The sequence below is a fragment of the Alloyangia pacifica genome (assembly GCF_900116195.1).
Taxonomy (GTDB): domain Bacteria; phylum Pseudomonadota; class Alphaproteobacteria; order Rhodobacterales; family Rhodobacteraceae; genus Salipiger; species Salipiger pacificus.
The window spans coordinates 331,618-345,056 of sequence record NZ_FOZW01000005.1; the positions used below are offsets into that span (position 1 = coordinate 331,618).

9 protein-coding genes are annotated in these 13,439 nt (G+C 65.6%); 8 read left to right on the forward strand and 1 reads right to left on the reverse strand.

Annotated features, from left to right (window positions below; translation table 11 throughout):
* The first annotated feature begins 76 nt into the window (after window positions 1–76).
* The gene (locus tag BM397_RS29705) at window positions 77–6,832 is read left to right on the forward strand and encodes a cadherin domain-containing protein (protein ID WP_092424613.1); all 6,756 of its coding nucleotides are present in this window, start codon (window positions 77–79) and stop codon (window positions 6,830–6,832) included.
* A gap of 64 nt (window positions 6,833–6,896) precedes the next feature.
* Here the strand turns inward: BM397_RS29705 and fliI are convergent, their stop codons facing one another.
* Window positions 6,897–8,243, reverse strand: a complete 1,347-nt coding sequence (fliI, locus tag BM397_RS12965; protein WP_092424615.1) for a flagellar protein export ATPase FliI — start codon at window positions 8,241–8,243, stop codon at window positions 6,897–6,899.
* 67 nt (window positions 8,244–8,310) lie between these two features.
* On the opposite strand from fliI, the gene flgB reads away from it, so the two are divergent.
* From flgB to BM397_RS13000, 7 genes are read left to right on the forward strand one after another with little or no spacing between them, the layout of a single operon-like run.
* A complete protein-coding gene (flgB, locus tag BM397_RS12970; RefSeq protein WP_092424617.1) occupies window positions 8,311–8,712 on the forward strand; it encodes a flagellar basal body rod protein FlgB in 402 nt (133 codons plus the stop codon).
* Window positions 8,713–8,723: 11 nt separating this feature from the next.
* Window positions 8,724–9,134, forward strand: coding sequence for a flagellar basal body rod protein FlgC (gene flgC / locus BM397_RS12975; protein WP_092424619.1), 411 nt, complete (start codon window positions 8,724–8,726; stop codon window positions 9,132–9,134).
* A gap of 11 nt (window positions 9,135–9,145) precedes the next feature.
* Entirely contained in the window at window positions 9,146–9,478 is a 333-nt protein-coding gene (fliE, locus tag BM397_RS12980; RefSeq protein WP_092424621.1) for a flagellar hook-basal body complex protein FliE, read from the forward strand.
* 19 nt (window positions 9,479–9,497) lie between these two features.
* The gene (locus BM397_RS12985; protein ID WP_092424623.1) at window positions 9,498–9,767 is read left to right on the forward strand and encodes a flagellar biosynthetic protein FliQ; all 270 of its coding nucleotides are present in this window, start codon (window positions 9,498–9,500) and stop codon (window positions 9,765–9,767) included.
* A complete protein-coding gene (locus BM397_RS12990; RefSeq protein WP_092424625.1) occupies window positions 9,767–10,579 on the forward strand; it encodes a lytic transglycosylase domain-containing protein in 813 nt (270 codons plus the stop codon). Before BM397_RS12985 ends, BM397_RS12990 begins: the two co-directional genes overlap by 1 nt.
* Window positions 10,579–12,678 carry a flagellar biosynthesis protein FlhA gene (gene flhA, locus BM397_RS12995; RefSeq protein WP_092424627.1) on the forward strand — a complete coding sequence of 700 codons (2,100 nt, stop codon included), beginning with the start codon at window positions 10,579–10,581 and terminating at the stop codon, window positions 12,676–12,678. Before BM397_RS12990 ends, flhA begins: the two co-directional genes overlap by 1 nt.
* A complete protein-coding gene (locus tag BM397_RS13000; protein ID WP_092424629.1) occupies window positions 12,678–13,433 on the forward strand; it encodes a flagellar biosynthetic protein FliR in 756 nt (251 codons plus the stop codon). The genes flhA and BM397_RS13000 overlap by 1 nt, the downstream gene beginning before the upstream one ends.
* The last annotated feature ends 6 nt before the right edge of the window (window positions 13,434–13,439 follow it).

The following is a 13,439-nucleotide window of genomic DNA, read 5'->3' on the forward strand; positions in this document are numbered from 1 at the left end:
CGCGGCGGCACTTGCGGTCGCGGCAGATGGCGACACAATTCAGGTAGCGTCGGGCGTCTACGCCGAGAATCTTCTCGTGAATAAAGCGGTTTCCATCGTCGGCGCGGCCGATGAATCGGGCGCGCCGACGGTGCAGGTAGGGACCGGGTCGGGCGCCGCGATTACGGTAAGCGCAGAGGTTGAGGGCGGCACCGTCGGGCTGCAGAACCTCGTGACCGACGGCGGTAGCAACGGCATTCGTGTTGCAAGCACCGCGGAACTCAAAGAGCTCGCGATTTCAAATGTAAGCATCTCGAACGCTTCCGGTTCGGGCTTTGAACTCAATGATGCCGAGGGAGTGGCCGCCGTCTCGATCGAAGGCTCTGAATTCGTCCGCAATGCGCTGGGTGGGTCGAACGGAACCGGCGATATCGTTATCTTCCAGTACCACGGCGATGTTACGCTTTCCGAGGTAACCGTCACCGGCGCCGAGCAGGGCACGACACCGCGCGCCGACAACGCGATCCAGATTTCCGGCTTCGAACAGAGCTCTTACGATGTGCTTGAACCGATCGGCAGCGTGACGATCGACGGTGTGCATGTCACCGGGGACTACGACAAACCGCATCTGGCCATTCAGGGCTACACGGACCTCTCCGGCCTGACCATTGGCGAGTCGTCGCTTTCGGGTGCGAGCGGCTGGGGGGTATTGGCGTTCATCGATCCGATTGCCGATGGCACCACTGACGCGGTCAGCGCCACGCCCGGTCGGCCTGGCGCCTACGATGGAAGTGGCGCGGCGACGAGCACGCTCGACCTCTCCGGTCTCACAGTGGTGAACAGCGACCTCACCGCGGAGCTCGACGTATTCGTCCGCGGACTGGCTGCCGCGGATATCCAGACCGGTACCGAGGGACGCGACGCGCTGAACATCTTCTCCGAGAACGATGAAGACCTGGGCGGCAATGATGTGCTTTCGGGCCTTGGCGGCGATGACACCCTCTTTGGCGGGGATGGCGACGATACGCTCGACGGCGGCGAGGGCACGGATGAGATGACCGGGGGCGCCGGCAACGATGTCTACGTCGCGGAGGCCGGCGACACCGTGATCGAAGCGGAAGACGAGGGCGTCGATACGGTGCTGACCAAGGACACGTATACGCTCGGTGAAAACGTCGAGAACCTCGTGTTGATGGATGCCGCCGAGAACGCCGAGGATTTCGAGGACTTCGATCTTGGCGCGATCACCGATGGCGAGAACGACTGGGCCGTGAACAGTACGGCCAACAGCGACCAGGCGGTGGTGACCGACCCCGAGGACGGCGACAATCAGGTCTTCAAGATCTCCAGCGATCCCAGTTCCGGCGCTTTTGCCGGCCCTTATACACCAGGTCTCGACGTTGCGGCGGGGGAGTCGTCGACCAGCGCCGGTGCGGATTCCATGCAGATCGGCTTCACCTTCCGCGCCGTGGACCCCGATCCGTCGGACAATGCGACGCTCGAAGTCGACTTCGGCACCGAAGGGGCCACCGACCGTAACAATTTCATGCGCATCGAGAACACCGGTGACGGCCTGCGCATCGCGGTGTCCGACCCGCTGGCTGACGGCAATTGGCAGACCGGTGATACGCTCAACGATTTCTCGGCCTTCACCGGAAACACGACGCTGATCGAGGGCGTGGATCCGACGGTGGAGCATCGTCTCATCATGGTGATGCGCTTCAACGACGGTGCCGACAATGACGTTGTCGATTTCTACCTCGACGATCTCTACATCGGCAGCTCGACGTCCTTCGAGAATTACCGCGATTTCTATGGCTCAGGTGATCACGACGCGAACGCCGAGGCGAACCAGGTGTCGCGCCTGTTCTTCCGCACCAGCGCGGCCGGTGCAGAAACCGATGGTGCAGGCGGCTTGAACGAAGGCTTCTACTTCGACGACATCAGCTACTCGACCTTCGATGCGGCAGGGCCGTCGGGCACCGGCAACACGCTGGACAACACGATCACCGGCAACAGCGGCGCGAACCTGCTGAGCGGCCTCGGCGGCGATGACAGCCTGTCGGGTGGTCTCGGCAACGACACGCTCGAGGGTGGCGAGGGCGACGACGTACTCGATGGGGGGCTCGGCAACGACAGCCTCGTCGGCGGTGCCGGAACCGATGTTGCGCTGATGAGCGGCGCCCGGTCCGACTATGATATCACCCGCAACCCGGACGGCAGCTACAGTGTCACCCGCATCGCGGACCAGTCGATCGATCACCTGACCGGCGTCGAGGGTGTGCTCTTCGAGGATGGCATCACCTACGAGCTCGACGCCAACAGCCCGGACTTCACGGGCGCGTTCCTGCGGTTCTCCGCGGATTTCGAGACGGATGCCTCGGCCTTTGTCGCAAACGGCTCGACCGTGGCGCTCGAAGCCTCCGGCAGCAACGGTGTCGACTCGGCGGATGGCGGGAGCCACCTGCGCATCTCCGAAAGCGACTCTGGCGGCGCCTTCACCCGTTTCGACGGGTACCGGACGAGCGATGACGAGGGCGTTGTCACCAAGATCGCCATCTACCTCGATACCGGCATGGCGGCAGGCGAGGGTTTCGACTACTCGGTGGCGGCCAATAGCCAGGGCACAAACGCACACCTGCGCGACTTCATTTTCCACGTCACCCAGGATGCCACCACCGGCGAGCTTCTCGTCGGCGCCAGCAACAACTCCAACTATGATCCGATCAACAACCTCGAGACCGGCAACCACGCGGTCATCGACGCCTCGGGCTGGTACACGTTCGAGCACAAGTTCTACGAGAACGCCGACGGCGAGCTCGAGGTGGCGATGAACGTCTACGACGCTTCGGGCGCCTGGGTCTTCACCGAGGTGCGCGCGGCCGGCGATGACTGGGACAGTTTCGGTGGCAACCGCTATGGCTGGTTCACCAACGTCGATGTGACCGGCGGCATCGCGGTGGATTCGCTGACCCTGGCCACCCTCGACCAGGGCCCGGTCCAGCTGGTTCAGGGCAACGTTATCCTCGGCCAGTTCGACACCATCCAGGAAGCGATCGACGCTGCCGGGGCCGGAGACACCATCCGTGTCGCTGCGGGCAACTATGCCGAGCAGTTGGTGATCGACAAGGCGATTACCATCGAGGGCGCCGAGGGCGCCGTGCTCTCCCCGACCAGCGGCGCAGCGATCACCCTCTCGGGCGATCTGGGCGGCGGTGACGTGGCGATTGGCGGGCTCGACATCGTCGATGGCGGCAGCGCGACCTACGGGGTCTTCGTGACCGACGGCGCGAATGTCGGAGAGCTCTCGCTGACGGACCTGTCGATCTCGGGCTTCGCGGGCTACGGCATCCGCTCCTCCGACGGCGGCACGCCCGAAGTACCGACGCTGGACGCGCTTACCGTCACCGACGTGGAAATGAGCAACAACGGCACCGGCGGTTCCAACGGCGCGAGCCATATCAAGCTCTTCGGCTTCGATGGCGACGCGACCTTCACCAACCTGACCATCGACGGCGAAGACGAGGCGACCCCGCAGAGCCAGCGCCCGGACAACGCGATCGAGATCACCGGCGCGATCAATAGCGACGGCAATGCCAATCCGGCTCCGGCGCACCCGCCGGCCTCTGGCAACATTGTCTTCGCCAACGTCGTGATCACGGGCAGCTATCACAAGAACCCGCTTGCGATCTTCCATTTCGCCGACATTCTCGGGCTGGATATCCAGAGCCTCGATCTGAGCGATGCGCAAAGCAACTGGGGGCCGCTGCTGAACATCGACGGCATCACCAGCGAGACGATCGATGCGTCGGGCTTCGTCATCGTATTCCCCGAGGGAACACCCGAGGGCATGTTGCTCACCGAACTGCAGGCGGAAAAGACCGGGCAGGGAGTTGTGGTCGACACGGCGATCATCGGCACCTCCGCGGCGGACTCGCTGCACGGCAAGTCGGGCAACGACTCGCTGTACGGCGGTGACGGCGACGATGCACTCTACGGCGGCAACAAGCCGGGCAACGAGTTCGACGACGGCGAGGGCGATGACGCGCTCTACGGCGGCGCGGGCAATGACAGCGCTTACGGTGGCGAGGGTGACGACACGCTCGACGGCGGCGAGGGCGATGACGTGCTTGAGGGCGGCAATGGCGCGGACGAACTGTTCGGTGGCGCCGACAACGACACGCTGATCGGCGGCGGCAGTGCCGACCTGCTCGACGGCGGTTTCGGGGATGATCTGATCAACGCCGGCGGCGGCCGCGACATCATCTTCTTCAGCGCGGGCCAGGACACGGTCAACGGCGGCGCCGGCCAGGATACGCTGGTGCTCCTGGGGACGGCGGCAGACTACTCCATCGACCTGCTCGGAAGCGGGTCCTACCGGATCACCCGGGCGTCCGATGGCGCGGTCACCCTTGCCGAAAGTATCGAGAACCTGTCGTTCCAGCCCGCAGATCCGATCGACGCGGTGGACGACGCGTTCACCGTCGATGCGGGCGGCGTTCGGACGCTCGACGTGCTGGCCAACGACGGCGGCGCGGGAATGGTCCTCGCGGCGACGGTGCAGGCGCCGGGTCTTGGCATCGCCAGCGCCTCGGGCGATGGCGGCGCGGTCGAATACGACCTTACGAGCGCCTACCAGTACCTCGACGAGGGCCAATCGGAAGAGGTCGAGATCCTCTACCTGCTCTCCGACGGCGGCAGTAGCAGCGATGTGGCACTCGCCACGGTCACCGTCGAGGGGGTTGCTGACGACGTCGGCGCCATCAGTGACAGCGACACGGCGGCGAACGAGGTGGCCGAGGGGCTGAGCGCGGGAGCCGAGGTCGGACTCACCGCCCTTGCCGTCGACCCCGATCAGGGAAGCACGGTCACCTACTCGCTGGTGGACAATGCGGATGGCGCGTTCGTCATCGACAGTGCAACCGGCGTGGTCACCACCGCGCAGGAGCTTGACCGCGAAGGGGCAGGCGGAGCGACCCGCGAGATCACCGTGCTGGCGACGTCCAGCGACGGCAGCACTTCGGAGCAAAGCTTCACCATCGCGGTGACCGACGCGAACGACAACGGCGTGAGCGTGCCCGTCGATGATGACGGCGCACCCAACTCGGTGGCCGAAGGTGCCGCCAACGGCACGCTCGTGGGGATCACCGCGCTTGCCGCTGATCCGGATGTGGCCGACAGCGTTTCCTACAGTCTGACGGACGATGCAGGCGGCGCCTTCCAGATCGACAACGCCACCGGCGTCGTCTCGGTGCTGAACGGTACGCTCATCGACCGCGAGGCCGATGCAACGCTCGAGATCACCGTCCTGGCGACCTCCAGTGACGGCTCGACCGAGACCGAGACCTTCGTCATCGCGATCCAGGATGTCGACGAAGCCGACGTGACGGCGCCAGTGGATGTCGTGGGTGCGCCCGGCGGCTCCGTGCTGGAGAATGCATCGGTCGGCACAGCCGTGGGGATCACCGTATCGGCCTCGGATGCGGACGCCACGCAGAACGGCATCACCTATTCGCTGGTCGATGACGACGGTGGTCGCTTCCTGATCTCGTCCACCACCGGCGAGGTGCTGGTCGCCGGCGCGATCGACCGCGAAGAGGGTCCGAGCCGCAGTATCACGGTCCGTGCCACCTCGCAGGACGGCTCCTTTGCCGACACCACCTTCGAGATCGCGGTGCAGGATGTGAACGAGTTCTCGGTGAGCGCGCCGGTCGATGTCGATACCGCCGAAAATGCGGTCGGGGCCGCGCCTTCGGTGGGCGACTACACCGGGATCACGGTCACGGCGGGAGACGCGGACGCAACGACCAATGCCGTCAGCTATTCGCTGCTGACCGGCGCAAGCGAGTTCGACATCGACGCGACCACTGGCGCCATCACGGTCGGTGCGGGCTTCGATGCATCCGGTCCGGTCACCCGCTCGGTCACCGTGCAGGCCCTGTCGGCGGATGGCTCCACGGCGACCAGCACCTTCGACATCTCCGTGGGCGATGTGTTCAACATCATCGACGGCACGGAAGACCGCGACAATCTCGGCGGCACCGCGGGCCGCGACGTTATCAACGGTTTCGTCGAGGCGGACCGCCTCTACGGGGAAGAGGGTGACGACGTGCTAAACGGCGGTGCGGGAAAGGACCTGCTCGACGGCGGCGAGGGCGATGACCAGATGGCCGGCGGGCTCGACAATGACGACTACTACGTCGACTCGAGCGGGGACGTGGTGATCGAAGCTGCCGGTGAAGGCGATCGCGACACGGTCTTCAGCACGGTGTCCATCACCGCGCTCTGGGACAATGTCGAATATGCCGAACTGCTCGGATCGGACGATCTGACAGCGATGGGCAACGATCTCGACAACCGGATCGAGGGCAACGACGGGAATAACTGGCTGGAAGGGGGCCTTGGTCGCGACAAGCTCTACGGCGAAGACGGCAACGACACGCTTGTTGGCGGTGAGGACGTCGACCTGCTCTTCGGTGGCGATGGCGATGACCTTCTCATCGGCAATGCCGGTCGCAACGTTCTCACCGGCGGGTCCGGGGCGGACACGTTCCAGTTCATCACAACCCCGGCAGACGCCTCGACCTACGACCGGATCAAGGACTTCAGCAGCGTCGACGGTGACAAGCTGAGCTTCTCTTCGAGCGCCTTTTCCGGGCTTTCCGGACCGGTTCTGGCCGGGCAGCTGGTGATGGGAACCGGGGCCCTCGATGCCGACGACCGGCTGATCTTCGATGGCCAGTCCAACAAGCTCTACTACGACGCCGACGGTGTCGGCGGGGCAGATCAGCAGCTGATTGCGCGGATCGACGACGTGACCTCGCTCACGGTCGACGACTTCGTGATCGTCTGAATTCCGTCGCCAAGACATCGTTGCGAGCCGCACCTTTCGGGGTGCGGCTCGCGGCATTTGCAGATCACTCCGTGATGACGTCGATTCCTGCGTCCCCGAGCGCGCCGTGCAGGCGCGCGAAGGTCTCGGAGCTCTCCATCGCCTCGTGCTTGCGCTGACTCAGCAGCATGTCGAGCGGTTCCGCCAGTTCGATCGCCGCGTCCACCTCGGGATCACTTCCACGCCGGTAGGCGCCGATGCGGATCAGCTCCTCCATGTCGGCGTAGCGCGCGGCGGCGCGGCGCGCCGCCTTGTAGATCGCGTATTCGTCAGGGTGGTGGCAGTCCGGCAGCATCCGCGAGATCGAGCGCAGCAGGTTCACCGCCGGGAAGCGGCCCTGCTCGGCAATTTTCCGGTCGAGCACGATGTGCCCATCCATGATGCCGCGCACCGCGTCGGCGATCGGGTCTTCCATGTCGCCACCATCGACCAGCACGGTGTAAAGCGCGGTGATGTCGCCGCCCGTGCCCGAGCCGGGGCCCGCGCGCTCCATCATGCGCGGCATCTCGGCGAAGGTGGTGGGTGGGTAGCCCTTGGCGGTGGGCGGCTCGCCGCCGGCGAGGCCGATCTCGCGCTGCGCCATGGCGAAACGGGTCACGCTGTCGATCAGCAGAAGCACCTGCTTGCCCTGGTCGCGGAAATGCTCGGCCACGGCAGTGGCGGTCCAGGCGGCCTGACGGCGCATCAACGGCGGCTCGTCGCCGGTCGAGACCACGACCACCGAGCGTGCCATGCCCTCTTCGCCGAGATCCTCCTGGAGGAAGTCCTGCACCTCGCGGCCACGCTCGCCGACGAGGCCGACGACGATCACGTCTGCCTGCGCGCCGCGCGCCAGCATCGCCATCATCGTCGACTTGCCGACACCCGAGCCGGCAAAGACCCCCATGCGCTGCCCGCGGCAGAGCGGGGTGAACACGTCCATCACCTTGACCTTTGTGTTGAGCCGCGCGCCGACGCGGCGGCGCTCGAAGGCCGGCGGGGGTGCAGCGCGGATCTTGCGCGGCGTGCCGCCCTCAGGCAGGCGGCCCTTGCCGTCGAGCGGCTGACCCAGCGCGTTCACAACCCGGCCGATCCAGGCGTCGTCGGGTCGGATTTCGTTGGCGCTGTGAGAGACGTGCACCGGATCGCCGGTGCGCACCCCGTCCCAGCTGCCGAAGGGCAGCAGGCGTGTGCCGCTCTCATCGATGCCCACCACTTCGGCCAGCACCGGACCCTCGCGCCCTTGCACGAGGCAGTGCGCGCCGATGCCCACCGCGCGCTCAAGCCCCGAAACCGTCAGGACCAGCCCGAGCGCGGATTTCACCTCGCCGGTTATGCTTGACCTTTCAATTGTACGGGTAAGGCTAGAAAGCTCTGAAAACGCGGTGTGCATGGTCACTATCCATTGATGTGTCCGTTTTATTCATGCTATCCTTGTTTCAACCAAAAGGGAACTCTTCATGAAGCTTGATGGTATGTCCTTTTTCCAACTGGCCTCCGAGCGCATGACGTGGCTCGGGGCTCGGCAGGGTGTGATTTCCGAGAACATCGCCAACGCGGATACGCCTAATTACAAGGCCCGCGAGGTGAATGACTTCGCCGAGGCGCTGGATGGTCAGCGCGCGATGAACGGCCTGTCCGTCACGAATTCGCAGCACATCCAGAGCGGCCACACGACGCCTGACGGGGTGCGAATCGAGCGCGACGAAACGGCATGGGAAGCCAGCCTCGACGGCAACACCGTGTCGGTCGAGCAGCAGACCATCAAGGCCGCGGAAGTGGCCGGCAGCTATCGGCTCGCCGCCGAACTGTATCGCAAGGGCCACAGCCTGCTGACCGTCGCTGTCACCGGCATTCGCTGAGAAGGTACGTCATGGATCCGCTGAAATCAGTTCTGAACGTCGCCGCGAGCGGCATGCGGGCGCAGGGCGAGCGCCTCAAGGTCGTCTCCGAGAACGTCGCCAACGCCAGCTCCACCGGCAACACCGAGGGTGGCGAGCCCTACCGACGCAAGGTGATCTCCTTCGAGGAGATGATCGATCGCGAGACCGGTGCCTCGATGGTGGGGGTCTCGGACGTGACCCAGGACGATGCCGATTTCGAGCTGCGCTTCGATCCGGCACACCCGGCCGCCAACCAGGACGGCTTCGTGAAGGTCTCGAACGTTAAGACCATCCTCGAGCTGGCCAACATGCGCGAGGCCTCGCGCAGCTACCAGGCCAACCTGAACATGTTCGAGACCGGGCGCACCATGCGCAGCCAGCTTCTCGACCTTCTGAAATAGGACTTTGACGTATGGCGGGCCCCTCCTCCTCGCTCCTCTCCCTGAACTCCGCCAGCGGCGCCTACCGCGCCTCGCGCGACATGACCGCCGAGAAGATGCCGGCGATCGTGCCGGACAGGGCCGAGCAGCCCAGCTTCTCGGACATGATCGCCAAGGCCGGTGCCGACACGGTGCAGACCATTCGCCAGGCGGAGGCCGTCGCGCAGAACGGCATGCGCGGCGACGCCGACACGCAGCAGGTGGTTCTGGCCACGCTGGAACTGGAATCCACGGTCAAGGTGGCGGTGTCGGTGCGCGACAAGCTGGTCGAGGCCTATCAGGAAATCATGCGCATGCCGGTCTGAACCGGCTGAAAGGGGCGCGGTGACCGAAGCCGATACGCATACGATCCTCTCGGACGCCTTCCTGACCGTGCTCTACGCGTCCGGGCCGATCATGGCGATCGCGCTGAGCATCGGTCTCGCCGTGGCCTTTTTCCAGGCGTTGACGCAGATCCAGGAAATGACGCTGACCTTCGTGCCGAAGATCGTCTCGATCTTCCTCGGCCTGCTGGTGCTGCTTCCCTTCATGTATGCCATGGTCAAGCGCCTGTCCGACACGGTGTTCGACCTGATCATCAACGGGGGCTTCTGATGCGGGGGATCCGGGCAGCCCTTGTTGCGCTGGCGGCGCTTGTCGCGGGAGGGCAGGGGGCCCAGGCGGACTGGAGCGACTTCTACCGTCCGACCGTGCGCGAGGCCGAGCCGATGCCTGCCACTCGGGGCTCTGCGGATCCCGCGGGTATCTGCATCCGCGAGATCCTGCGCGCGCAGCTGCGCCACCAGATCCCGGGCAACCTGCTTCTGGGCATCGGCCTGCAGGAATCTGGAATGATGCACGAGGGCGAACTGACCATCTGGCCCTGGACGGCCAATGCGGACGGCGACGGGCGCTACTTCAACAACCCTGCCACCGCGGCGAGCTGGGTGCGCGCGCGGCAGTCGGATGGCATCGACTCCATCGACCTTGGCTGCATGCAGGTGAACCTGCGATGGCATCCCGATGCCTTCATCTCGCTCGAACATGGTTTCGATCCGGCCCGCAACGTCGACTACGCGGCGCGGCTGCTTGTCTCGCTCTACGAGCAGACCGGCGACTGGGTCGAGGCGGCGGGGCGCTACCACTCGGCGACCCCGGAGTACCAGCAGGCCTACCTCGGGCGGCTGAAGCAGAATGTCAGTATCGCCAATGACCGGCTCGACATCTTCCGCGCGCTTGCGGCGGGCGCGGCGGGGGGCGATCTGCCCGCCCCGGTCGCCGTGGCCTCTGTCGAGCCCTTGCCGGAAGGGCATTTCTGGACCTCCTGGCTGACCACCCGTTCCGGCGCCGCCGACGAGGGAGCCCGCAGCCTCTATGGGCGCGAAGTCATGCAACCCGTCCTGCCCGCCTTCCGAAAGATGTTCTGATGGCCGTGACCGACCCCTTCACCACGACGCGCAAGCGTTCCGGCCTGATGAGCAAGGGCTTTGCCAACCGCGACGTGGCCTTTGCCCTCGGCGTGACACTGATGCTCGGCATGCTGTTCGTGCCGCTGCCGCCGGTGATCCTTGATCTCGGCCTCGCGGTTTCGCTGTCGGTCTCGGTGCTGATCCTGATGGTGGCGCTGTGGATCCCGAAGCCGCTGGAATTCAACTCCTTCCCGACGCTGCTGCTGGTGGTCACCATGCTGCGGCTGTCGCTGAACGTCGCCTCGACCCGGCTGATCCTGTCGGAGGGCCACACCGGCCCCAGCGCCGCGGGCGGGGTGATCGAGGGCTTCTCGCGCTTCATCGTCGGCGGCAATTTCATCATCGGCATCGTGATCTTCGCGATCCTGGTGGTCATCAACTTCGTGGTGATCACCAAGGGCTCGACCCGGATCGCCGAGGTCTCGGCCCGCTTCTCGCTGGACTCGATGCCCGGCAAGCAGATGGCCATCGACGCCGATCTCGGCGCCGGGCTGATCGACGAGGAACAGGCGCGCAGCCGCCGCAAGGAGCTGGAGGACGAGAGCGGCTTCTTCGGGGCCATGGACGGTGCCTCGAAATTCGTGCGCGGCGATGCGGTGGCAGGGATCATCATCACGCTGATCAACGTCATCGGCGGCATCCTGATCGGCGTGGCGCAGCACGGGCTGTCGCTGTCCGAGGCGGCGAACTTCTACACCGTGCTGACTATCGGCGACGGGCTGGTGTCGCAGATCCCGGCGCTCGTCGTGTCGCTGGCGGCGGGTCTGATCGTTACCAAGGGCGGCACCGAGGGCGCGGCCAACGAGGCGGTTCTGGGCCAGCTGTCGAAATTCCCCAAGGCGCTGTTCATGGCCGCCGCGCTGCTCTTTGCCATCGGCCTGCTGCCGGGCTTCCCGTCGCTGGTCTTCGCGGCGCTGGCGGGGCTGATGATCTTTCTCGGCATCACCGTGCAGCGCGGTGCCGAGGAAGCCACCCGCAGCGCCGCCCGCGAGGAAGCGCAGCGGCAGAAGGCCGAGGCCGCGCCGGCTGAGGACAGCATCAAGGAGACGCTGAAACTCGACACGCTGCGGCTCGATCTGGGGCAGGCGCTGGTGCCGCTGATCTCCAGCCCCGACGCCGCGCTGGCGGGCAAGATCAAGAGCCTGCGCGGGCTCTTTGCGCGTGAGTTCGGCTTCGTGCTGCCCACCGTGCGGATCAAGGACGAGCCGATGCTGCCTTCGCAGAGCTACGCGCTGATGGTGCAGGGGGTCGAGGTCGCCCGCGGCGAGGTGCGCCCCGCCGGCATGATGGTGGTCAACCCGGGAGAGTGCGGCCTCAAGGGTGAGAGGGGCAAGGACCCGACATTTGGCCTCGACGCGCTCTGGGTCGATCCTCAGACCGCGAAGACCGCCGAGGGCATGGGGCTCACGGTGGTCGACCCGGAAAGCGTGATCATCACCCATCTGACCGAGGTGGTGAAGGAACATCTGCCCGAGCTGATGACCTACGGCGCTACGCAGGAGCTGATCGAGGGGCTGGACCGCGAGTACCAGAAGCTGGCCAAGGAGATCCCCGGCAACGCGCCCATGGTGCTGATCCAGCAGGTGCTGCAGGGGCTGCTTGCCGAGCGGGTCTCGGTGCGCAACCTGCCGCTCATCGTCGAGGCAATTGCTGAGGCCAAGCGCGGCACCTCCAGTGTCACGCAGATCACCGAGCAGGTGCGCCGCCGCCTCGCAAACCAGATCTGCAAGTCGATGATGGACGGCTCGGGCTTCATCTCGGTGATCACCATGGGTCCGGCCTGGGAAAAGGAGTTCCTCGAGGCGCTCCGGGTCAGCGGCGACGAGCGCAACTTCGTCATGTCGCCGCAGCGCGTGCAGGACTTTGTGCTGCAGGCCCGCCGCGAGATCCAGCAGTTCGCCGAGCGTGACGAATGGCCGGCGCTGCTGGTCAGCCCCGAGGTGCGCAGCTTCGTGCGCTCCATGCTCGAGCGAGTCAGCCCGATGACCACGGTGCTGTCGCACAACGAGATCCACCGCAAGGCCGCGCTGCGCACCGTCGCGACCATCGGCAAGTAATGAACGTCTCGGCGCTGATCACCGTCCAGTTCCTCGGGGTGGCGCTGGTCTTTGCCCGCATCGGCGGCATCCTGATGTTCATGCCCGGCCTCGGCGAGCCGCTGTTTCCGGTCCGCCACCGTCTGGCCATGGCGCTTGTGTTGTCGCTCGCGCTCTACCCGCTGGCGCCGCTCGGCCCGGTGGATTTCGACAACACCGCCGCCTTCATAGGCATCCTTGCGATCGAGCTGACGATCGGCGTGTGGATCGGCATGTGCGGGCGTATCCTGCTGACCGGCCTGCAATTCGCCGGCTACCAGATCGGCATGATCGCCGGGCTCGCCAACGCCTTCTCGCCCAGCCTCGGCTCCTTCGAGGGGGCCAACCTCGTGTCGACCGCGCTGATGATGGCGGCGGTGGCGGTGATCTTCGCCACCGACCTGCACCACCTGATCATCGGCGCCATGGTGATGAGCTACGATGTCTTTCCGCCGGGGCGCATCCTCACCGGCGATCTCGCGCAGCAGATCGTCAAGGCGGTGAGCGCGAGCTTCTACATGGGGCTGTCGATCGCCGCGCCCTTCTTCGTCATGGGGCTGCTGCTCAATCTCGCCATGGGCCTGACCGCGCGGATGATGCCGACGCTGCCGGTGTTCTTCGTCGCGGGACCGGTGCTCATCTGCTCGGGCCTGCTGGTGCTGGTCATGGCGTCGCCGCTGATGCTGCGCGAATTCGCCGAGCACTTCGCCGAATGGCTCGGCCTGCTGGTGTTCTGAGGCGCA

Bases quoted from the DNA above. Each gene is read 5' to 3' on its own strand.
- fliI (WP_092424615.1), bottom strand. From the start codon at position 8,243: ATGCACACCGCGTTTTCAGAGCTTTCTAGCCTTACCCGTACAATTGAA.
- flgB (WP_092424617.1), top strand. From the start codon at position 8,311: ATGAAGCTTGATGGTATGTCCTTTTTCCAACTGGCCTCCGAGCGCATG.
- flgC (WP_092424619.1), top strand. From the start codon at position 8,724: ATGGATCCGCTGAAATCAGTTCTGAACGTCGCCGCGAGCGGCATGCGG.
- fliE (WP_092424621.1), top strand. From the start codon at position 9,146: ATGGCGGGCCCCTCCTCCTCGCTCCTCTCCCTGAACTCCGCCAGCGGC.
- BM397_RS12990 (WP_092424625.1), top strand. From the start codon at position 9,767: ATGCGGGGGATCCGGGCAGCCCTTGTTGCGCTGGCGGCGCTTGTCGCG.
- flhA (WP_092424627.1), top strand. From the start codon at position 10,579: ATGGCCGTGACCGACCCCTTCACCACGACGCGCAAGCGTTCCGGCCTG.
- BM397_RS13000 (WP_092424629.1), top strand. From the start codon at position 12,678: ATGAACGTCTCGGCGCTGATCACCGTCCAGTTCCTCGGGGTGGCGCTG.